The organism is Pandoraea nosoerga, assembly GCF_902459585.1.
Lineage (GTDB): Bacteria > Pseudomonadota > Gammaproteobacteria > Burkholderiales > Burkholderiaceae > Pandoraea > Pandoraea nosoerga.
The window spans coordinates 118318-138370 of record NZ_CABPSC010000015.1; the positions used below are offsets into that span (position 1 = coordinate 118318).

Sequence of the window (20053 nt, forward strand, 5' to 3'; positions counted from 1 at the left end):
GCGAGACCGGTAGGGTTCGACGGTAGGCGCCACATGGACGCCATCTCCCCATGCGTACATTCCGAAGACTGACGCGCTGGCTGCCGTTGCTCACGGCTGTCGCGGCCGGCATGCTCATCATGCTGATGGTCGGGCAGATCATCCAGACGCGCATCGACGACTTCCGCCTTCGCGCCTACGTGCAGGACATCATGGGGTTCATGCGCGATGCGTCGCTCTCTGGCAGCGACGCACTGCAAAGCGCGCTGGACGGTGGCGCCGAACCGTGCACCGATGCCGACATTCTCGCGCTGCGCCGCGTGGCCATGCGCAGCCCCTACTTTCACGATATCGGGCGCGTTCACGATTCTCGCCTGCTGTGCTCGGCCGTGGCGGGCCGCTTCGATCCCAAGCCCGTTCTGCCGCCGCCCACTCACGAAACCCGCGCCGGCGTGAAGCTGTGGCACACGCTTACCGGAGTGGTCTCGCCCGGCGTGCAGGCAAACGCCATGGGCATGGGCGACGTCGTGGTCTTCAGCCCGCCCGTGCTGCCCGAGCGGCTGGCCATGCCGCCACCGGGATTTGCTTCGGTGGCGTCCACGAGCGACATGCGCTTTCAGTTCTGGGCAGCGGGCATGTACGGAGATCAATTGCGCATTCGCCTCGGTGAACGATCGCCGTGGTTCGACTTCACGGCGCTGCGCCGCTATTCCGCGTGTGCGAGCGCCGTGGATGTATGCGCCTCGGCCGTCTACGTCGCCTCGCGCATTACCGACAATCCGCTGCTGTTTACGCTGGCGTTGTGCATCGGCGGCATTGGCGGCGCCGCCGTGGGCGCGTCGTGGCGCTCGCGCCGGCGTTACCGCATGTCGGTGGACTGGGTCACGCAGCACGCGGCCGAGTCGGGCGGCATCCACGTCGCCTACCAGCCGCTCGTGCGGCTGCGCGATCGCAAGATGGTCGGCGTGGAAGCGCTCGCGCGACTCAACGACAATGCCGGTGCGCCGATATCGCCCGAGCTGTTCATCCCCATTGCCGAGCGGCGCGGCGTGATCGGGCTCGTGACCCGTCAGGTCGTGCGCCGCGCGCTCGTGGAAATGCATGGCCGCGCACTGGCCGACCCCGAGTTCCACATCAGCCTGAATCTCGCGGCGACCGACATCGTCGACCCCGCGTTCCACGCTTATCTCGACCACATGTCCTCGGTGCTGCGCGTGCCGCCTGCGCAAATCGCGCTGGAAATCACGGAGCGTTCGACCGAGAACATGACGCTTCTGAAAGAAGCGCTCGACCGCTTGCGCCTGGACGGTTATCAGGTTCACATCGACGATTTCGGCACGGGTTTCTCGAATCTGGCGTATCTCTCCAAGCTCAACGTCGATGCGCTCAAGATCGATCGGATGTTTACGCAGGCGCTCGGCACGGACACCGTCGGCAATACGATCGTGGACCAGATCTGCAAGATGGCGGCGCTGCTCGAGCTTGGCGTGATCGTGGAGGGCATCGAGACCGAAGCGCAGGTTGCGTACTTGCTCGAGCGTTATCCGGACGTCGTGGGGCAGGGCTGGTATTTCGGTAAGGCCGTGCCCGCTGGCGACGTGGGGGCGATGGCGGGAATGAAGACCACGGCGGCGCCGGTGCGTTGGCCGATCGAAGGGGGCGCGTGAGCCGCGGCGGCGGGGATGTGAGGGCGCGCGCGACGAGTTGCCGGCCGTCGGCAGTCCGTGTGCGTCGCATCAGGCAAATTACGGAGAATAACGACACCGATTCGGGACTACAGTGGAATCACCGTGGTCCTGATGTGCCCCCGACCTCCACGGACTATCCGGCTCGCCGCTTCTGCGGGCCGCTTTTTTTTGTGCGCTTGCCGCAAATCGTGAACATGTTACGATTTCCCGAAAAACAGCATTGGCCCGGCAGTTCCATAGCTGTCGCTTTACCGAAGGGGGACATGTGGCTCAATCATTCCGTTTTTCCTGGCACTATGTCAGCAGCACGCCGCCCGGGCGGCCGTTCGACCTCGAGGGCGCCGTCACACCACGCGCCGATGAGCGTTTCGATGGCGCTGTCGACGCCTACTGTGAAGGCCACTACATCGGGCGCTGCGAGTACTCGAGCATCGAGGCGAGCGATGCGACCGGCGCCGCCGAGCAGATCCGCAAACGCATCGAGCGCCGCATCGAAGACCGTGTAGCGCGCGAGAACGGTACGGCGCACTGAGCGCAAGTCGGCCCCGGATTCACATCGGTCGGGTCATCAAGCCGCGGGTGCGGCCTCCCATGCCGGCGACGGCAGCAACGGCTCTCCCAAGCCACTCGGGCCGCGCTCCCAGGACAATCAAAACGATACGTTGGACTACGGCGTCGTGGCGCGCGGCGACAAGCCCGCGTTTGCGGTGACGATGGGAGCGCGCCGTCCGGCGACGCGCGCGATCCGTTCGGTGCGAGCATGCGCAGGGGGCGCAACGCGGGGGCAAAAAAAACGGCCAGCGCGTTGCTGGCCGTGAAATCCACCAGGAGGAGGTGGAGGAGACAGGTGCAACTATATCAGGGAAATCCCTAGACGGGTAAACCTTTGGCAAAAAAACTTGTAGAAAAACCACAGCTGCGACAATTCGTCGCTTTTTTGCATCACTGTGGGCCATTTGGGCCATTTGGGCCATTCTCAAGGCCCATAGGGGATTGCGGCGCATGACCCGAGCCTCGTCCCGTGGCCGGGATGGAGAAAAACCACAAGAACGGTGCGCGGGCGCGAAGGCCCATGCCGCGCCGATGGTGTTCGAGGAGATGACCATGGCGTTTCCCACTATCCCCGCCACGCGCGGCCCCGCCGGTTCCGCGGACGCCGCCGGTGTCGCGGACCCACTCGGTCCCCTGAGGGATTTCATCGTCACCATGACGGATCTCGTGGCGCAGGCGCCGGACGAGGCCGTTCTCATCGCGCAAGGGCGCGCGGCGTTGGCCAAGCTCGTCTCCCGTGACGGATGGCTGCCCGACGCCTGCGCGCAGCCCGACCCGGCGCGCTACACGCAGTACCGGCTCTACGTCGATCCGCAAGCCCGCTTCAGCGTGGTGAGTTTCGTGTGGGGGCCAGGACAGTCGACGCCCGTTCACGACCACACCGTGTGGGGGCTCATCGGCATGCTGCGCGGCGCCGAGGATTCGCTGCCGTTTACCGTCTCGGCCAGCGGCGGGCTGCAGGCCGCGCTGCAGGCCGTGCGCCTGCAGCCCGGGGACGTGGAAGCGGTCTCGCCCACCCTCGGCGACATCCATCAGGTCCGCAACGCGTTCGACGATCGCGTCTCCGTGAGCATCCACGTGTACGGCGCGGACATCGGCCGCGTGGCGCGCTCGGTCTATCTGCCCGACGGCACGCGCAAGCGCTTCGTCTCGGGCTACGCCAACGCCGAAGCCTCTGCGCTCGTGAGCCTCTGAAGGTCACGCCACGTTTCGTGGCATGTGACGGGAATCGCCGCGGTGCGGCACGCCCGCCTAAGTGTTTACACTGAGCATCGATTTACGTTCAGCAATATAAACTTCCGCAAAGCGTAATTGACGTGCGGCAGGGAGGACATGTCGTCCTCCCGCCGGGCGCACAATGCCTGGCCGCCCGGCGCGCGGCGGCCCGGGCCCGATGCGAGGCAATGCGGCAAGCCGCCGGCGCCTCGAGCGGGACGCCGTGCCATGAAGTTGCGAGAACGTTTGGAGACAGAATGAAAGCAGCAGAAGTCAATGTGGGCGCATTGATCGACGAGAGTCGCCTCGGCGCCTACCAATGGTGGGTGATCGTGTTGTGCGCGATGTGCCTGGTGGTCGACGGCTTCGACGTGCAGGCCATGGGGTATGTGGCGCCGGTGGTGATCCGCGAGTGGGGCATTGCCAAGGAAACGCTCTCGCCGGTGTTCGGCGCCGGCCTGTTCGGCATGCTCGTGGGGTCGCTGACGTTCTCGGCGCTGGCCGACAAGCTGGGCCGGCGCCCGGTGCTCATCGGCGCCACGCTGTGCTTCTCGGTGTGCATGATCGTGACCGGTTTTGCCAATACGATCACCGAGCTCGTGGTCTGGCGCTTTGCCGCCGGCCTCGGGCTGGGCTGCATCATGCCGAACGCCATGGCGCTCGCCGGCGAATACAGCCCGCGCCGCATTCGCGTGTCGCTCATGATGATCGTGTCGTGCGGCTTCACGCTCGGCGGCGTGGTGGGTGGCCTGATTACCGCAGCCATCATCCCGAGCCTGGGCTGGCGCGCCGTGTTCTATATCGGCGGTGCGATTCCCCTGGTGCTTGGCCTGCTGATGTGGGTCTCGCTGCCCGAGTCGATCCAGTTCCTGTTGTTCAAGAAGAGCGACCGCGTGCGCATTCGCAAGCAGCTCATGCGCGTGGCGCCGGGTGCCGACGTGCCTGTGGACGCCAACTTCGTGCTCGACGAGCAGAAGGCCAGGGGCGTGCCGTTCGTCGAGCTGTTCAAGGACGGCCGTGCGCGCGTCACGCTGCTGCTGTGGATCATCAACTTCGCCAACCTGCTCGACATGTATTTCCTGTCGAACTGGCTGCCGACGGTGATTCGCGACGCCGGCTATTCGACGCAGGTCGCCGTGATGGCCGGCACGGCGCTGTGGGCCGGCGGCGTGATCGGCACGCTGCTGCTCGGTCGCGTGATCGACCGCGTGGGCTTCACGAGCGTGCTTGCCGTCACGTTCCTCATTGCCATCGCGGCCACGGCGGCCATTGGCAATCCGGTCGTAATGGTGTCGATGGTGGCGGTGTTCGTGGCGATCTTCTTCGCGGGCTTCTCGATCATTGGCGGCCAGCCGGCGCTCAACGCGCTCGCCGCGACCTACTACCCGACCTCGCTGCGCTCGACGGGCATCGGCTGGAGCCTGGGCGTGGGCCGTATCGGCTCGGTGCTGGGCCCCGTGCTCGGCGGTGCGCTCATGCATCTGCAATGGTCGTCGTCGTCGCTGTTCCTCGCGGCCGCCGTCCCGGCGTGCGTGTCGCTGATCGGCGTGCTGGCCATTGCGCGCACGCAGCGCGGCGGCGCGAGCCTGCGCACCGTGCCGGCCAACTGATCAGGCAGACGCAGGCATAAGCAAACATAAGCAGACATAAGTAGACGTTAGCGCTGCAATAACGATCGAGTATGAAAGCGCAACGCCCGCCGGCGGTATCATGGCGGGCGTTGTGCCGTTTGCCGCGGTGGTGCGACACGCGCACGTCCGACCGATGCGCCACCGCGTCCGCGGCTTGACGACTTCACGGTTCCACGGCTCCACGGCTCCATGGGCTTCGTCCCCCCACGCGGCGCGCCGCGTGCGCTCACCATAACGACAATGACATCGACGTCCGAACTCTCTTCTGCGTTACCTTCCGAGCGCGTGCTGCTGGGCATTCTCGGTCTGTTCATGATGATTGCGCCCGCGTCCACGGACATGTACCTGCCAGGGCTCGTGACAATGCGCCATGAGCTTGGGGCGAGCGCGGCGGCCACTCAGCTCACGCTGTCGTACTTCTTTCTCGGGTTTGCGTTCGGACAGTTGCTGTGGGGGCCGCTCGCCGACCGGTTCGGGCGCCGCCGACCGATGGCGGCCGGCATCGCGCTGTACATCTTCGGCAGCGCGGGCTGCGCGTTCGCCGACAGCATCGATCACATGATGATGTGGCGCTTCGTGCAGGCGCTAGGCGGTTGTGCCATGCCGGTGATCGCACAGGCGATCGTGCGCGACGTGTACGGGCCGCGCAACAGTGCCCGCGCGTTCTCGATCATGCTGCTCGTGATGAGCGTGGCGCCTATCGTCGCACCGCTCGTTGGCGGGCAGATGCTGCGCTTGACGAGCTGGCGCGTGATCTTCGGCATTCTCGCCGCGTTCGGTGCGGTGGCGATGCTCGCGCTGTGGCGTCTGCCGGAGACGGGCGCGGCGCAGGCGCGCACGCAGGGCGGCCCGCGCGCGGTGGCCATGTCGTACTGGCACCTGCTGCGCGATCCGCACTTCGTGGGCTACATGCTCGCGGGGGGCGCTGTGTTCGGCGCCTCGTTCACGTACATCACCGGCACGCCGCTGGTGTACATGGAGTACTTCCATGTCTCGCCGCAATTCTTTGGGGTGCTCTTCGGCATCAACATCGTGGGCATGGCCTCGATGACCATGTTCAACTCGCGGCGTGTGGGACAGATCGGCGCTTACCGGCTCATGCGCATCGGCATCATCGGCTGCGCCATCGTGACGTCGGTCCTGTGCGCGACAACCTGGCTGGGGATTGCGATTCTGCCGCTGATGGTGGCGCTGCTGTTCCTGTTCATGTCGCTGCGCGGCATCATCACGGCGAACTCGGTGGCCGGTGCACTGGCCAATCACCCGACCCGCGCCGGCGCAGCGGCGGCGCTCGTGGGCAGCGTGCAGTACGGCCTGGGCTTCGCCGCGGGCGGCCTGCTCGGCGTGCTCAACGACGGCTCGCCGCGCCCGCTCGCGACGGTCATGTGCGGGTTCTCGCTGCTGGCGCTCGCCGCCATGCTGATGATGCGGCGCCCGGCGCAGGCGCGCTGAAGCCGCCGATCGATGAAAAAGAGCGCCGTGTGAGCGGCGCTCCTTTTCGTTCGCACCCGCCGCCGGGACGGCGGCGAGCCGGGATGAGCTTCGCGTCAGCGCGTCACAGCGCGAGCACCAGCTTCTTGCCGCAGGCGCGCGAGCAGCACGACATCATCTTCGTGTTCGCATCGCGCTCGGCGCGCGTGAGCACCACGTCGCGATGATCCACCTCGCCCTCGAGCACCTGCACTTCGCACGATCCGCACAAGCCTTCCTCGCAGTCGCTCTGCACGTCGATGTTCGCGGCCCGCAAGGCGGTGAGCAGCGTCTGATCGGCCGGCACCGTCAGGGTGATGCCGGAGTCCTTGAGCGTGACTTCGAACGCATGCTCCTTTTCCGGATCGAGCGTGCCCAACTGCGACTGGAAATGCTCCACGCGCAACGTGTCCTCCGGCCAGTGCGCACAGCATTCGGCCAGTCCTTCGAGCATGCGCACGGGGCCGCACGCATAGACCTGCGTGCCGGCTTGCGGCGCCGCGAGCAACTGCGCGTAGTCGGCGCGCCGGCCTTCGTCCTTCACCCACAGATGCAGACGCTCGCCATGCAGCGCCTGCAGTTCCTCGACGAGCGCCATCGTGCGCCGGCTGCGGCCGCTGTAATGGATCTCGTAGTCCATGCCGATCGCCCGGGCGCGGCGTGCCATCGCCGCAATCGGCGTCACGCCGATGCCGCCCGCCACGAAAATCGCCCGCGGCGTGCTCTCGTCCAGACGGAAGTGATTGCGCGGGCCACGAATGCGCAGCCGGTCGCCGACACGTACCTGCGTATGCACCCAGTTCGAGCCGCCGCGGCCTGCCGGCTCGTGCAGCACGGCGATTTCGAAAACGCCGGCGTTCGCGGGGTCGCCGCACAGCGAATACTGGCGCGAGAGGCCCGTGTCGCCGCACTCGACATCGATGTGCGAGCCCGGCGCCCAGCGCGGCAGCGCGCGGCCGTCCGGCGCGACGAGGCGCAGCTTCACGATACCTTCGGCCGCCGGCGTGACCGACTCGACCACGACCGGGCGCGTCACGCTGTGGCCCGACGGCTCGCCGATGCGCACCGGCGCGCGGCGCTCGAGCACGCTCGGATCGCGGCGCTCGGGGTTCTGCGCCGGGTCCCATTCGACCCACAGATGCTCAGGCCCGCGGAACGACGTGTTCGGCACGTATGTGAACTTCTGCTCCGAGAGCTTCATGTGGGGCAGGCGGCGCGTGAATTCCTCGAGGAAGATCTGCATCTCCATGCGCGCGAGGTTCTTGCCCATGCACTGGTGCGCGCCGTAGCCAAAGGTGAGCTGGTCGCTCGCGTTCTCGCGGCGAATGTCGAACAGATCGGCGTCGGCGAAGTGGCGCTCGTCGTGATTGGCCGACGACGAGACGATCAGCAGCTTCGATCCCGCCGGGATGTCCACGCCGCCGATGGTCACGTCTTTCGTGGCCAGACGGCGCCATGCGGCCACCGAGCCGTTGTGGCGCAGGCACTCTTCCACGGCGTTCGGAATCAGCGACGGGTCTTCGCAGATTTCCCGCCAGACGTCCGGGTGCTGCAGCAGCAGCTTCATGGCATTGGCCGTGGCGTTCGCCGTTGTCTCGTGCGCGGCCACGATGCCGGCCATCATCATCGAGTGCAGGTACGAATCGGTGACGACCTCCGGATATTCCTTCTGTTTGCGAATGCCGTATTGCATCCAGCCGGGGCCGTCCGGGTTCTGGCGCATCTTCTCGAGAATCTTGCCGGCGAGCTGCCAGAAGTTGCCCACGGCGTGGGCGACGGCCACCTGCTCCTCGGGCTTCGGGCGCCCCCAGGTGTTTACCGTGTGCGCGATGGAGTATTCGCGCAGCTTGTCCATGTCCTCTTCGGGCACTCCGAGGAAGTGCAGTGCGACGGTGAGAGGGACTTCCCAGAGCATCTGGTCGACGAGATCGGCGCGGCCGTCGTCGATGAAGCGGTCGACGTACTCACGCGCGAGCTGCCGCACGAGCGGCTCGTGATGCTTGAGGTGCTCGGGGGTGAACGGCTCCATCAGCACGCGGCGGCGCGGCATGTGCGCGGGCTCGTCCTCGTTGACCAGCGTGCGATTGAGCGCGAAACCGTAGGACGCGAGCACGGCGTTGGCCTCGGGCCCCGTCGGCGTGATCTTCTCCAGCGCGATCGACGGGCTGAACGTGATGTTGTCACGGAAGATCGCCTTGATGTCGTCGTAGCGCGTCACGACCCAGTAGCCGAGCTTTGGGCTATAGAACACCGGCTCCTGCTCGCGCGCCCAGCGCACGTATTCAGGCGGGTCTTGCTGATAGCCGTCCTCGAACGGATCGAACTCGGCCGCACGTGCGCTGACCGGGCAGCCGTTGGGCGCCTTCAACTCGGTGGTCTGATGAAACGGGCAGCCGCCAGCGCTCGCTGCGGCCGTGTTCGGGGTGGGGGCAATCGATTGACTCATCCGTTCACGCTCTCTCGGTCCGGTGTGACGGCGACCCCGCAGGGACTCGCGACGCCACACGCAATGAAACAAGTGTAGAGGAGCGTCCGGCCCGCGCCCAGTGCGCCCAGTGCGCCCACGTGAACCGCGGTGGCGCCGGCCCGGACGTCTCCTCATTCGATGCGATTTGTCTGATACCGCGGGTCTCGCGCTGACAGGGAGTCGCATTCTCTTGATCTGATAAGCGTAAATATAATACGCATTGCGTAAATCGGTGGACTGGGGTTAACCTCTAGACGCGCCCATGTCGGGCGCCGTCGATTTGCATCTTAAAATCTCGCCGATGACGACAATCAAACGATCCACAGTCGGCCGCCCGCGCAGCGCCGCCTCGCTCTCCCGCACGGCCGGCGGCGTCGGCGCCTCCGGCCTCGACGCTGCCGAAGACGCGAGCCATGCGGACGGCGCCGGCGCACCCCGCGAGCGCGGACGGCGCCAGCGCGTGCAATCGGCCGAGACCGGCATGGTCGTGCTCAAGGGACTGGCCCGCCTGGGCGGTCGGGCGAGCCTAACCATGCTGGCGCAGCACGTGCAGCAGAGCCCTGCCAAGGTCCACCGTTATCTGATGAGTCTGGTGGAGGAGGGGCTGGTCGCCCAGGACGCCGATTCTCAACACTATTACCTCGGTCTCGAAGCCATGCTGATCGGCGTGGCCGCCATGCGCCAGGCAGACCCGGTGCGCGCGGCGGAGCCCGCGCTGGTGCGTCTGCGCGAGGCGTTCGACGTCACCTGCTTCATTGCGGTGATGGGCAACAAGGGGCCGACCATCGTGCGCTTCGAGGAGCCGGGGCTGCCGGTGACGATCAACGTGCGTATCGGCTCGGTCATGTCCGTGCTGTGGTCGGCCACCGGCCGCGTGTTCCTCGGTCTGCTCGACGATCCACAGGTGCTGGCAATGGCCGAGCGCGAACTTGCCGGCGCGACACCCGAGCACCGGGCCGAGCTCGATCCGGTCGACCCGATTGGCGCCTTGCGGGCATCGGTGCGCGCGACGCAGGCCGCGAGCGTGCGCGACACCAATCTCACCGGCATCAGCGCGCTGGCCGCCCCTGTCTTCAATTACGACGGCAGGCTCGTCGGCGTCATCACGGCGCTGGGTGCGACCGGTGGCTTCGATGCTCGCATGGACGGTCCCATCGGCGAGGCCGTGCGGCGCGAGGCGCTGGCCGCAAGCCACGCCCTCGGCTACCGGCCGCCACTGCCCTCCGGCGCCTGAACTCGGGGCGCCGGCCCCGGATCCTGCCTCGGGCGTCTCCGGCATTTCCTGCGTTTCTCGCCCTCTGGCGGCGGATACGGTCGTGGGGCCGGCCGTTGCCCGAACCGCGTCATTCCCAGGCCTTTCGCCACGCTGATGACGGGCGTCCTTGTGCTATCATTTGATAATGATTCTCATTTGCAATTTTGATTGCAGGCATGGCCGCCGATGACGCACCGTTGTCCGGCGCCCGCGCCGGCCCCGACGCGCCCGATGCTCGCAAGCGAGGCCGGGCGCACCGAGGCAAGCGCGGGCGGCGTCATGGGAGACCTCGTCCGTGGAGGCCGTAAATGTTGATGCTGAAACGAACACTCGATCGGACGCCGCGCGTGGCCTCGATCCCGACGCCGTCGCTCATGTATGTGCCGCTGGGGCAATTCGGGCAGGGCGAGCGGAAGCTGACAGGCAGCGGGCACCCCCGCGCCCTCGCGGGCCATGAGGCCGGGGCAGCAAGTGGCGCGGTGGGTGGGGCAGCAGGCGGCGCAGCGAGCGGAGCAGCAAGCGGAGCAGCAGGCGGGGCAGCAAGCGGAGCCGCCGCGGCCGCCTCGTCACCGCTTCCCCACTGTGCCGGTGACGAACTGTGGCTCTGGCGCTTTTTGCTCGCCGGGCGCCCGTTCGTCGCGACAGGCGCGGCCGCCGGCGGCCCCGACGATGGCGCCACCTGGCTTTCGACGGCCGAACACGCGCACGCGCGGCGCTTGCCACGCACGCAGATGCGCCATCGCTTTCTTGCCGAGCGCATTGCGATGCGCTGGATCTTTGGCCGCTGGTTCCGCTGCCCGCCCGCCCAGGCGCCCGTGCCGGACGCCACGCCAGGCGCGTCGTCGATGGCGTGCGACGGGCCGCAGGGCAGGGTCTGGATCGACGTGGCGCACGCTGGCTTATGGCTTTTCGTCGCGCTCGGACGGGGGCCGCTGGCGCTCGCCGCGCATGCGCCCGCACCGGGCGGCGCCGACGGGGCATCACCCTCGGCGGCGGCCGGGGCGCCGGACAACCCGCTCGCACGGTCGCGGGACGCGGCACACCGGCTGTGCCTGGCCCGCTTGGCGGGCGAGGGAAGCGAAGGGGTCGGAGGGGGCGCAGAAAGTGGCGCAAGCCAAGGGGACGCGTGCGCACCGGGCGCCGACATACCATTGCTCGCCCATCCCTACGTCAGCGTGCCCTACGCAGGACGCACGCGATATCTCTACGACATGTCCGTGAGTTCGCGCCTGACGGTGGTTGTCGCGAGCGACAGCTTCGTGCACCGGGTGTGCGCGTTCGGTTGGCAGAATTGACGGGCGGCTTCGGCATTGCGCACCGTCGATATATGGATATGCGGCGCGAGAACGGCAGGTGTCCTGAATTTGCGCTATTCTGCGCCGTTGTTGTGCCATCCGCCATCGACTTCCTGGAGAAGAAGCTCATGCGTCGTAGCTCGCGTCATACTCTCGCCGCCGTTCTGACTGTCCTGTCACTGCCGCTCGTCCCGCTCGCGGCTCACGCCAAAGCCCTTACCGTATGCACCGAAGCCAGTCCCGAAGGCTTCGACGTCGTGCGCTACAACTCGCTTACCACGACCAACGCGTCCGCAGACCCGGTATTCAACCGCCTGGTCGAATTCGACGCCGCGCAAGCGAAGGTGGTGCCGAGCCTGGCGACCAAGTGGGAAGTGAGCCCCGACGGTCTGACCTACACGTTCACGCTGCGCCCGAACGTCAGCTTCCACAGCAACGATCTTTTCAAGCCGACGCGGCCGTTCAACGCCGACGATGTCGTCTTCACCTTCGATCGCATGCTCGACGACAACGCGCCGTGGCACAAGCTCACGCCGTCGGGTTTCCCGCACGCGCAGTCGCTCTCGCTCGGCAAGCTGATCAAGTCCGTGCAGAAGGTCGACGCCAATACGGTGCGCTTTACGCTGTCCGAGCCCGAGGCCACGTTCCTGTCGATGCTCTCGATGGGCTTCGCGTCGATCTACTCGGCCGAGTATGCGGACAAGCTCATTGCCGCGAGCAGGACCGACGACCTCAACGCACGTCCGATCGGCACCGGACCGTTCGTATTCCGCAGCTATCAGAAGGACAGCGTCGTGCGTTACGACGCCAACAAGGCCTACTTCGGCGGCGCACCCGCTTCCGAGCGCCTCATCTACACGATCGTGCCCGACGCCGCCGTGCGTGCGCAGAAGGTCAAGGTGGGCGAGTGCCAGATCGCGCTCTCGCCCAAGCCGCTCGACGTGCAGGCCGCACGCAGCGACAAGGCGTTGCGCGTGGTGGAGACGCCCGCGTTCATGACGGCCTTCGTCGCCATCAACACGCAGCACAAGCCGCTCAACGACGTGCGCGTGCGCCAGGCGCTGAACATCGCATTCGACAAGCCGAGCTACGTGAAGCAGGTTTTCGAGGGCACGGCGACGCCGGCGGTCAACGTGTATCCGCCGAATACGTGGAGCTATGCGAAGAACATCGCGGACTATCCGCACAGCGTCGAGAAGGCGAAGAAGCTGCTCGCCGAGGCGGGTTTGCCCGAGGGTTTCGAGACGACGATCTGGACGCGTCCGGGCGGCAGCCTGCTCAACCCGAACCCGCGCGTGGGCGCCGAGATGCTGCAAAGCGACCTGGCGAAGATCGGCGTGCGCGCGCAGATCAAGACGGTCGAGTGGGGCGAGCTCATCCGCCGCGGCAAGGCCGGCGAGCATGATCTGCTGTTCATGGGCTGGTCAGGCGACAACGGCGATCCCGACAACTTCCTCACGCCGCAATTCAGTTGCGCGGCCGTGACGTCGGGCACGAACTTCGCCCGCTTCTGCGACGCCAATCTCGACAAGCTGATCAGCGACGGCAAGCGCACGCACGACATTGCCGCACGCACCGCCAAGTACCAGGCCGCGCAGAAGACCATCAAGGAAGACGCGCTGTGGATTCCGCTGGCGCATCCGGTGGCCGCGGTGATCACGCGTGCCGAAGTCACGGGCTATCAGGTCAGCCCGTTCGGCCGCCAGAACTTCGCGAGCGTGAAAGTGAAGTAAGCCGCCAGAGCCGCATCTCCCGGCGGTCATGCCGGGATGCGGCCGTCGGCGCCCCGGCCGCCGCGAGCCGGTGGTTCGACGGCGCTACGCGGGCGCGCAACGCGGGCGCGCGGCCCGCGCGGCCTGGCCCCGGTGACCAAGGGGCTCAGGCGTGCGGTGCGCTCTCCGCTTCGCCAATCCGGAAAATCTGCGACAGATCCCAGTCCGCCATGCCGCGCTGCGCGGCGTCCTTGAGCAGACGGCGCACTTCAGGCAACACGCGTTGCACGGTCGCGCTCGTGTGCGTCAGTTCGGCAATCGCATCGAGATCCTTGAGCATTACGCGCACGGTCCCGCTCGCGTGCTCGGGTGGCGTGACCATGCGCGGCCAGAGCGTTTGCAGCAGCACCGAATCGGCCCACCCGCCCTGCAACGCCGACGGCACGGCTGCCGTGTCGATGCCGCTGCGCTTGGCCAGCACGAAGGCCTCGGCCAGCCCGGCGAGCGTGGTTGCCACGATGGCCTGATTGGCAAGTTTCGTCGTCTGGCCGGCGCCCACGTCACCCATGCGCGTCACGCGCGCAGCGAAAGCACGCAGCACCGGCGTGACGGCCTCGATGGCGTCGGCCGGACCCCCGGCCATGATCGCGAGCGTGCCCGCCTGGGCGCCACCGGTGCCGCCGGAGACCGGCGCGTCGATCCAGACGTGGCCCGTCGCCTCGGCCCAGCGTTTCGCGAGCGTGCGCGTGAGGGCGGGCGAGAGTGTCGAATGATCGACGAGATAACGCGGCGGCGTGGCGGCATGCACGAGACCGTGCTCGCCGAAAACCACGTCTTCCACGGCCTTGCCGTCGCCCAGGCACAGCAGCGCGACGTCCACGCATTCGCCGAGGGCCTGCGGTGTCACGCACGCCAACGCGCCGGCGTCGGTCAAGCCCGCGAGCTTGGCCGCCGAACGGTTCCAGACAGCGACCTCATGGCCGGCGGCCAGCAGCCGTTGCGCCATGGGTTCGCCCATGCGGCCGATGCCGCAAAAGCCTACACGCGGGTGAGTCATCGTTTCCTGTCCTCGACGGTTGACGCCTCCCCGACCGAGGCTTCGTAGGGCCACGGCACCGCGCCTGAATGCGTGACGGCGCCAAACTTGGCCGGGCGCACGAGCGCCTCGTACTTCTCGAGCACGCCGCCAAGGCGGCCGCGCACGAACGGTTTGGTTTCGGCAGCGCGTGCGGCGAGCGCCTCGTCGGAGAGTTCGACCTCGAGCTTACCCCGGATGGCGTCGATGTGGATGCGGTCGCCGTCGCGCAGCAGCCCGATCGGCCCGCCCGCGGCCGCCTCCGGCCCGACATAGCCGATGCACATGCCGCGCGTGGCGCCCGAGAAGCGGCCATCGGTGAGCAGCGCCACCTTTTCCCCCATGCCCTGACCGTAGATTGCTGCCGTCACGCTCAGCATTTCGCGCATGCCCGGCCCGCCCTTCGGACCTTCGTTGCGGATCACGAGCACATCGCCTTCGCGGTAGGTTCGCGCCGACACCACGGCCATGCACGCTTCTTCCGTCTCGAACACGCGCGCCGTGCCCGAGAAGACCAGTTGCTTGAGGCCGGCGGTCTTGAGCGCGGCGCCATCGGGCGCCAGATTGCCGCGCAGCACCACGAGCCCGGCGTTGGGCGAGAGCGGCTCGGTGTGCGGTTTGACGACGCGGCCGTCCGGGCCGGGAAACGCGCGCAGCGCGGCCTCGAGCGTCTCGCCGCTTTGCGTGAGCGTGTCGCCGTGAACGTGGCCGCCGGCGAGCAATGCATTGAGCACGGCGGGCACGCCGCCCACATGGTGCAGATCGACGGCCAGATAACGGCCGCCCGGCTGCATGTCGCCAATGAGCGGCGTGCGGGCGAGTACCTCGGACACGTCGTCCAGCGTGAAGCGTATGCCGGCCTCGTGCGCGATGGCGGGGATGTGCAGCATGGCGTTGGTCGATCCGCCCGTTGCGGCCACCGCCGCGCAGGCGTTCTCCAGGCTTTTGCGCGTGACCAGATCGCGCGGCAGCGGCCCGCCGTTGCGCAGCGCTCGCATGACGTTCTGCCCCGCACGCCGCGCGATGGCGATGCGCTCGCTGTACACGGCGGGCACCATCGCGGAGCCCAGCGGTGCAAGACCGAGGACTTCGGCCACCATGGCCATCGTATTGGCGGTGAACTGGCCGGGGCAGGAGCCCGCCGTCGGCGTGCAGCGCTTTTCGATGCCGCGCAGCGTCTCGACCGACATGTCGCCGCGCTGCGCTGTGCCTACCGCTTCGATGGCCGTGAGAATCGTCGCCTGCGATCCGTCGGGCGCCACGCCCGGCAGCATGGCCCCGCCGAACAGGAACACCCCCGGCACGTTCACGCGCACCATGCCCATCAGAATGCCGGGCAGCGTCTTGTCGCAGCCCGCCACGCCGACGAGCGCGTCGTAGCAGTGCGCGCGCACGAAGAGCTCCACGCTGTCGGCGATCGTCTCGCGTGAGACCAGCGAGAAGCGCATGCCCGAGTGGTTCATCGACGTGCCGTCCGACACCGAGATGGCCGAGCCGCGAATCGGCACGCCGCCGCCGGCGGCCACGCCGAGCCGCACGTTGTCCGAGATCTGGTTGAGCGACATCGAGCACGGCGTGTTCTCGCCGAACGTGTCGACGACGGCCACGAACGGCTTGTCGATGGCGTCGTCGTCGAGACCGGTGGCGCGCAGGAAGGCGCGGTGCGGCGTGCGCGTGATGCCCTCGGTCACCGTGCGCGAGCGATGTTTGTGCAGGTCTGTCATTGGGGGACGTCCTTGAATCGTGTCGTGAGGCTCAGGTATTGAGCAGCAGCCCGTTCTCGATGGCGAGCACCTGTCCGGTCATGGCCGGCGCGTGCGCGGCCAGGAACCAGGCGAGTTCGGCGATTTCCGAGGGCTGCGAGACGCGCCCGAGCGGTGCGTTCTCGCGCATGCTCTCGAGCACGCGCGCGTAAGCGTCGTCGCCGAGGGTGCGGCGCAGCAGCCCGTCGTCGACCATGCCCGGCGCAATGGCGTTCACGCGCACGCGCGGCGCCAGATTGCGCGCGAGCGACAGCGTGAGGGCGTTGACCGCGCCCTTGGACGCCGCATACGCGATTGACGACCCGGTGCCGTTGAGCGAGGCCAGCGACGAAATATTGACGACGGACGCCGACGGCGCTGCCGCCGTGCGCTCGCGCAGCAGGCCGGAGGCGGCGCGCGTCATCTGGAACATGCCGATGAGGTTCACGCGATAGACGCGCTCGAACTCGGTGGCGTCGAGGGCTTCGAGATCGCCGTGCGGAATCACGCGCGTCGTGCCGGCACTGTTCACGAGGGCGTCGAGTCGCCCCCAGCGCGAGGCGACGGCCTTGACCATGCGGCGGCAGGCGGCGTCGTCGCCGACGTCGGCGTCGATCACCAGCGTCGGCGCGCCGGCCTCGCCGCACTGCGCGGCGACGGCTTCGGCCGCCGCGCGGGTGCTGTCGTCGAAATTGTTGATGGCCACCGCCCAGCCGCCCCGAGCGAAGCGCAGGGCGGTGGCCGCGCCGATGCCGGTCGCGGCGCCGGTGACCAGGCACACGGGAGCGCTCATGCCCGGCTCCGTTGCGGCTTGAGCGACAGCACGATGACGGCGCCCGCGGCGAGCACGCAGGCGAGCACGATCATGCCCGGCAGCAGCTCGCCGGTAGTGTCCTTCAGAAAGCCGATGACATACGGACTGACGAAGCCCGCGAGATTGCCCGTCGAATTGATCAGCGCGATGGCGGCCGCCGCGCCCGCGCCGCCCATCATCGCCGTGGGAATGCCCCAGAACACCGGCGCGATCGAATTGATGCCGATCGCCGCGACAATGAGCGCCGCGATCGACCACCACAGATGTGCGGCGAGCAGCACGGATGCGAGCATGCCGCCCGCGCCGAGCAGGCAGCACACGGCCACGTGCACGCGGCGCTCGTCGTGCCGGTCGGCGTGGCGTGCGACCAGGATCATCGCCACGGCGCTCACCAGCGAGGGAACCGCCGAGAGCAGACCGATGTTGCCGAGATTGGCGACGCCGGCCGCGCGGATCATCGTCGGCAGCCAGAACACGAGGCCGTAGTTGCCCATCGCGATGCAGAAGTAGAGCAGGCCGAGCAGCCACACCTTGCCGCTGCCGAACACCTGCCGCACGCTGTGATGCGCGCGCGTGCGATCGTCCGCCGCGAGATCCTGCGCGAGCAGGCGCTTCTCGTCGGCGCTCAGCCACTTCACCGTCTCGATCCGGTCCTGCAGCACGAAAAACGCGGCAATGCCCACGAGCAGCGACGCCACCCCTTCGATGAGGAACAGCCACTGCCAGCCGGCAAAGCCGTGCAGACCGCCGAACTGCTGCATGATCCAGCCCGAGACCGGCCCGCCGATGGCGCCCGAGACCGGGATCGCCACCATGAAGAGCGCGATGATCTGCGAGCGCTTGCTCGACGGAAACCATGTCGACAGGTAAAGCACGATGCCGGGAAAGAAGCCGGCCTCGGCCACGCCCAGCGCGAAGCGCAGCACGTAGAACGACACCGGGCCCTGCGTGAACATCGTGAGGCACGAGATGATCGACCACGTGACCATGATGCGGGCAATCCACATGCGTGCGCCCACGCGATGCAGAATCAGGTTGCTCGGCACCTCGAACAGGAAATAGCCCAGAAAAAACACGCCCGCCCCGGCCCCGTACACCGTCTCGGACAGCGACAGGTCCGAGAGCATTTGCAGTTTCGCGAAGCTCACATTCACGCGATCGATGTACGCGACGATGAACGCGAGGAACAGGAAAGGAATGATGCGCCAGGTCAGCTTGCGGTACAGAGCCTCGCGCTGCGCGGGGTCCAGTATGGCGCCCGCGCCCGCATGCGGCTGCGCGCCGCCGGAAAGTGACGTGCTCATGAGTGTTGTCTCCGTGAATGCGTGCCGTCGGGCACGTCGAGTTATCGGGCAGTCGCCGGGGTGTGCCGCGCATTCGGTTATGCGTGTGTCTCACCAGGGGTGGTCCGGCCTCTCGGCGCCGGCGGCCGTTCGGGTGGTGAAAGACTCCGACACCACGGCGTTGCCCGATCGAAGAGTAAGACGCGAGCCGCCCGGGCGGCAAATCACACTTTGCGCACTCGGTATTACCGTTTGGTTATGATGTCGGGCCTATGGGGGCGCGTGCCGCGTCTCCGGCGTCTTCGAGATCACGCCATGTCCACGACCGACAATTCGATAGAACGTTTTTTTCGCAGTGGCCTGAAGCTCGGGCACCTGCGCATTCTGGTGACGCTGGGCGAACTGCGTCAGGTCACGCGCGTGGCGGCGGCCTTCCACGTCACGCAGCCTGCCATCTCCAAGCAGATTGCGGAGATCGAAGAGGCGCTCGGCACGCCGGTGCTGCGCCGCGTGGGCAACGCCGTCGAGCTCACCGGCATCGGGCGCGTGCTGGTCGAGCGCGGCCGCGAGATTCTTCGGCAGATCGAACTGGCGCGGCGCGACGTCAGCGCGCTCGCGGCCGGCACGGCCGGGCATGTGCGCTTTGGTGCGGTCGTGACGATTCCGCAACCGCTAATCGCGCACGCCGTGGAACTGTTCACGCGCCGCGCGCCCACGGCATCCTTCTCGTTCGTCGAAGCCACGCTGGACCGGCTGCTCAAGATGATGGACGAGGGCAATCTCGATCTCGCGCTCGGGCGCAATCGCGTGGCCGGACACTTGCCGGTGATGCGGCACGAATCGCTGCATCACGAACCGTTTGTCTTCGTGGTCGGCGCGCGGCATGCGCTGGGCGGCCCGGACACGCCGGTGAGTTGGGACGATCTGCGGGAAATGCGCTGGATCACGCCGATGCGCGGCTCGCCGGCCTTCGCGACGATGGCGCAAATTCTGGCCGAGCACGGCGTGGCGCTGCAGCGCCCGGCGATCGAGTCCAGTTCACTGGCGCTGAACCTGTCGCTGCTGCGTGGCGGCGACTTCGTGTCTATCCTGCCGCTCTCGCTCGCGCGGCGCTACGTGCAGCGCGGCACGATGCGCGTGCTGCCCCTCCCGCCGCTCGCGCCCCTGGGCGAAGCGATTCTGTATTGGCGTGAAGACACAATGCCGCCGGCGGCGGAGCTGTTCGCTGCATGCCTTCGCGAGTCGTCGGCGGAACTGATCGAGGCAAACTGACCTGCGGCGCGATGCGCCTGTGCGACGCGGGCGAGTTGCGGGAATTTAAGCGTTTCATGAACGATACATTTTCCGCACGATGCGTCGCGATATCTCGCAAGTTGAGCTATTAGTTCTTTGCAAATCAATGGGTTGAGGCGATTGGCACGGAATTCGCGTATGTGAATCGCGTATGGCGAAGCGCCAACCCGGAATTCCCGCAGGTCGTTGGCAAGGCTCTCCTGTGCACGTTGGCACGGGCGGGCTCCCTATTGCCCGCGTTTTCCCGTTGACGCGCTGAGGCCGTAACGCAGCACCTTATGGCGGGGTGCCGCGTGTTCTGAGACGAGGCGTCACGTGCGCGGGGAGGGAACCATGAACGGGTTCAAGGCGACTTTGGTGGGTGCGGCGGCAGCCGTCATGCTTTGCGGCATTTCGATCCATGCGTCCCATGCCGCGGGTGGCGGCGGCGGGCGCGGCGGAGGGGGCGGTATCGGTTTTGGCGGCGGTGGCATTGGCGTGGGAGGATTCGGCGGATTCGGTGGCCCAGGCGGCATCGGCACTGGCGGTATCGGCGGTGCCGGCGGCTGTGGCTGCGGCAGCGGCCATGGTGGCCACGGCGGC

The 20053-nt window shown here is 67.4% G+C and carries 15 protein-coding genes; 10 read left to right on the forward strand and 5 right to left on the reverse strand.

The features are described 5' to 3' along the window. Positions 1–50 precede the first annotated feature (50 nt). From PNO31109_RS18150 to PNO31109_RS18170, 5 genes are all read left to right on the forward strand, one after another. Positions 51–1646, forward strand: a complete 1596-nt coding sequence (locus PNO31109_RS18150) for an EAL domain-containing protein (RefSeq protein ID WP_150556860.1) — start codon at positions 51–53, stop codon at positions 1644–1646. 286 nt (positions 1647–1932) lie between these two features. After that, complete coding sequence (locus PNO31109_RS18155; protein WP_150556861.1) at positions 1933–2199, forward strand: hypothetical protein; 267 nt, start codon at positions 1933–1935, stop codon at positions 2197–2199. A 674-nt stretch (positions 2200–2873) separates the two neighbouring features. Next, positions 2874–3413: a cysteine dioxygenase family protein gene (locus tag PNO31109_RS18160; RefSeq protein ID WP_206111338.1), complete on the forward strand. Its 540-nt coding sequence runs from the start codon at positions 2874–2876 to the stop codon at positions 3411–3413. A gap of 278 nt (positions 3414–3691) precedes the next feature. After that, on the forward strand, positions 3692–5044 hold the full coding sequence (locus PNO31109_RS18165) for an MFS transporter (protein WP_150556863.1): 1353 nt from the start codon (positions 3692–3694) through the stop codon (positions 5042–5044). A gap of 261 nt (positions 5045–5305) precedes the next feature. Beyond that, the gene (locus PNO31109_RS18170) at positions 5306–6517 is read left to right on the forward strand and encodes a multidrug effflux MFS transporter (protein ID WP_174966454.1); all 1212 of its coding nucleotides are present in this window, start codon (positions 5306–5308) and stop codon (positions 6515–6517) included. A 103-nt stretch (positions 6518–6620) separates the two neighbouring features. Here PNO31109_RS18170 and PNO31109_RS18175 read toward each other — a convergent pair whose 3' ends face one another. Beyond that, the gene (locus tag PNO31109_RS18175) at positions 6621–8981 is read right to left on the reverse strand and encodes a cytochrome P450/oxidoreductase (protein WP_150556865.1); all 2361 of its coding nucleotides are present in this window, start codon (positions 8979–8981) and stop codon (positions 6621–6623) included. Between the two features lie 322 nt (positions 8982–9303). Here PNO31109_RS18175 and PNO31109_RS18180 point away from each other — a divergent pair, with 322 nt between their 5' ends. From PNO31109_RS18180 to PNO31109_RS18190, 3 genes are all read left to right on the forward strand, one after another. Beyond that, entirely contained in the window at positions 9304–10236 is a 933-nt protein-coding gene (locus PNO31109_RS18180) for an IclR family transcriptional regulator (protein WP_150556866.1), read from the forward strand. A gap of 329 nt (positions 10237–10565) precedes the next feature. Then, positions 10566–11552 (forward strand): 4'-phosphopantetheinyl transferase family protein, encoded by a 987-nt coding sequence (locus PNO31109_RS18185; protein WP_150556867.1) that lies wholly within the window; start codon positions 10566–10568, stop codon positions 11550–11552. A 128-nt stretch (positions 11553–11680) separates the two neighbouring features. Beyond that, positions 11681–13285 (forward strand): ABC transporter substrate-binding protein, encoded by a 1605-nt coding sequence (locus PNO31109_RS18190; RefSeq protein WP_150556868.1) that lies wholly within the window; start codon positions 11681–11683, stop codon positions 13283–13285. Between the two features lie 145 nt (positions 13286–13430). Here PNO31109_RS18190 and PNO31109_RS18195 read toward each other — a convergent pair whose 3' ends face one another. Genes PNO31109_RS18195 through PNO31109_RS18210 form a run of 4 tightly spaced genes read right to left on the reverse strand, consistent with a single transcriptional unit; the run spans position 13431 to position 18199 of the window. Beyond that, positions 13431–14321, reverse strand: a complete 891-nt coding sequence (locus PNO31109_RS18195; protein WP_150556869.1) for an NAD(P)-dependent oxidoreductase — start codon at positions 14319–14321, stop codon at positions 13431–13433. Then, positions 14318–16063 (reverse strand): dihydroxy-acid dehydratase, encoded by a 1746-nt coding sequence (ilvD, locus tag PNO31109_RS18200; RefSeq protein ID WP_150556870.1) that lies wholly within the window; start codon positions 16061–16063, stop codon positions 14318–14320. The genes PNO31109_RS18195 and ilvD overlap by 4 nt, the downstream gene beginning before the upstream one ends. A 31-nt stretch (positions 16064–16094) precedes the next feature. Further along, complete coding sequence (locus PNO31109_RS18205; RefSeq protein ID WP_150556871.1) at positions 16095–16874, reverse strand: SDR family NAD(P)-dependent oxidoreductase; 780 nt, start codon at positions 16872–16874, stop codon at positions 16095–16097. Then, complete coding sequence (locus PNO31109_RS18210; protein WP_150556872.1) at positions 16871–18199, reverse strand: MFS transporter; 1329 nt, start codon at positions 18197–18199, stop codon at positions 16871–16873. The genes PNO31109_RS18205 and PNO31109_RS18210 overlap by 4 nt, the downstream gene beginning before the upstream one ends. Before the next feature lie 294 nt (positions 18200–18493). Here PNO31109_RS18210 and PNO31109_RS18215 point away from each other — a divergent pair, with 294 nt between their 5' ends. Next, entirely contained in the window at positions 18494–19450 is a 957-nt protein-coding gene (locus tag PNO31109_RS18215; protein ID WP_150556873.1) for a LysR family transcriptional regulator, read from the forward strand. Between the two features lie 354 nt (positions 19451–19804). After that, a partial coding sequence (locus tag PNO31109_RS22065) for a hypothetical protein (protein WP_217433191.1) occupies positions 19805–20053 on the forward strand: 249 nt, incomplete at its 3' end.

What these genes read in the sequence shown, in the direction of transcription:
- PNO31109_RS18150 (WP_150556860.1), top strand. Translation starts at nt 51, where the DNA reads ATGCGTACATTCCGAAGACTGACGCGCTGGCTGCCGTTGCTCACGGCT.
- PNO31109_RS18160 (WP_206111338.1), top strand. Translation starts at nt 2,874, where the DNA reads ATGACGGATCTCGTGGCGCAGGCGCCGGACGAGGCCGTTCTCATCGCG.
- PNO31109_RS18165 (WP_150556863.1), top strand. Translation starts at nt 3,692, where the DNA reads ATGAAAGCAGCAGAAGTCAATGTGGGCGCATTGATCGACGAGAGTCGC.
- PNO31109_RS18170 (WP_174966454.1), top strand. Translation starts at nt 5,306, where the DNA reads ATGACATCGACGTCCGAACTCTCTTCTGCGTTACCTTCCGAGCGCGTG.
- PNO31109_RS18175 (WP_150556865.1), bottom strand. Translation starts at nt 8,981, where the DNA reads ATGAGTCAATCGATTGCCCCCACCCCGAACACGGCCGCAGCGAGCGCT.
- PNO31109_RS18180 (WP_150556866.1), top strand. Translation starts at nt 9,304, where the DNA reads ATGACGACAATCAAACGATCCACAGTCGGCCGCCCGCGCAGCGCCGCC.
- PNO31109_RS18185 (WP_150556867.1), top strand. Translation starts at nt 10,566, where the DNA reads ATGTTGATGCTGAAACGAACACTCGATCGGACGCCGCGCGTGGCCTCG.
- PNO31109_RS18190 (WP_150556868.1), top strand. Translation starts at nt 11,681, where the DNA reads ATGCGTCGTAGCTCGCGTCATACTCTCGCCGCCGTTCTGACTGTCCTG.
- PNO31109_RS18195 (WP_150556869.1), bottom strand. Translation starts at nt 14,321, where the DNA reads ATGACTCACCCGCGTGTAGGCTTTTGCGGCATCGGCCGCATGGGCGAA.
- ilvD (WP_150556870.1), bottom strand. Translation starts at nt 16,063, where the DNA reads ATGACAGACCTGCACAAACATCGCTCGCGCACGGTGACCGAGGGCATC.
- PNO31109_RS18205 (WP_150556871.1), bottom strand. Translation starts at nt 16,874, where the DNA reads ATGAGCGCTCCCGTGTGCCTGGTCACCGGCGCCGCGACCGGCATCGGC.
- PNO31109_RS18210 (WP_150556872.1), bottom strand. Translation starts at nt 18,199, where the DNA reads ATGAGCACGTCACTTTCCGGCGGCGCGCAGCCGCATGCGGGCGCGGGC.
- PNO31109_RS18215 (WP_150556873.1), top strand. Translation starts at nt 18,494, where the DNA reads ATGTCCACGACCGACAATTCGATAGAACGTTTTTTTCGCAGTGGCCTG.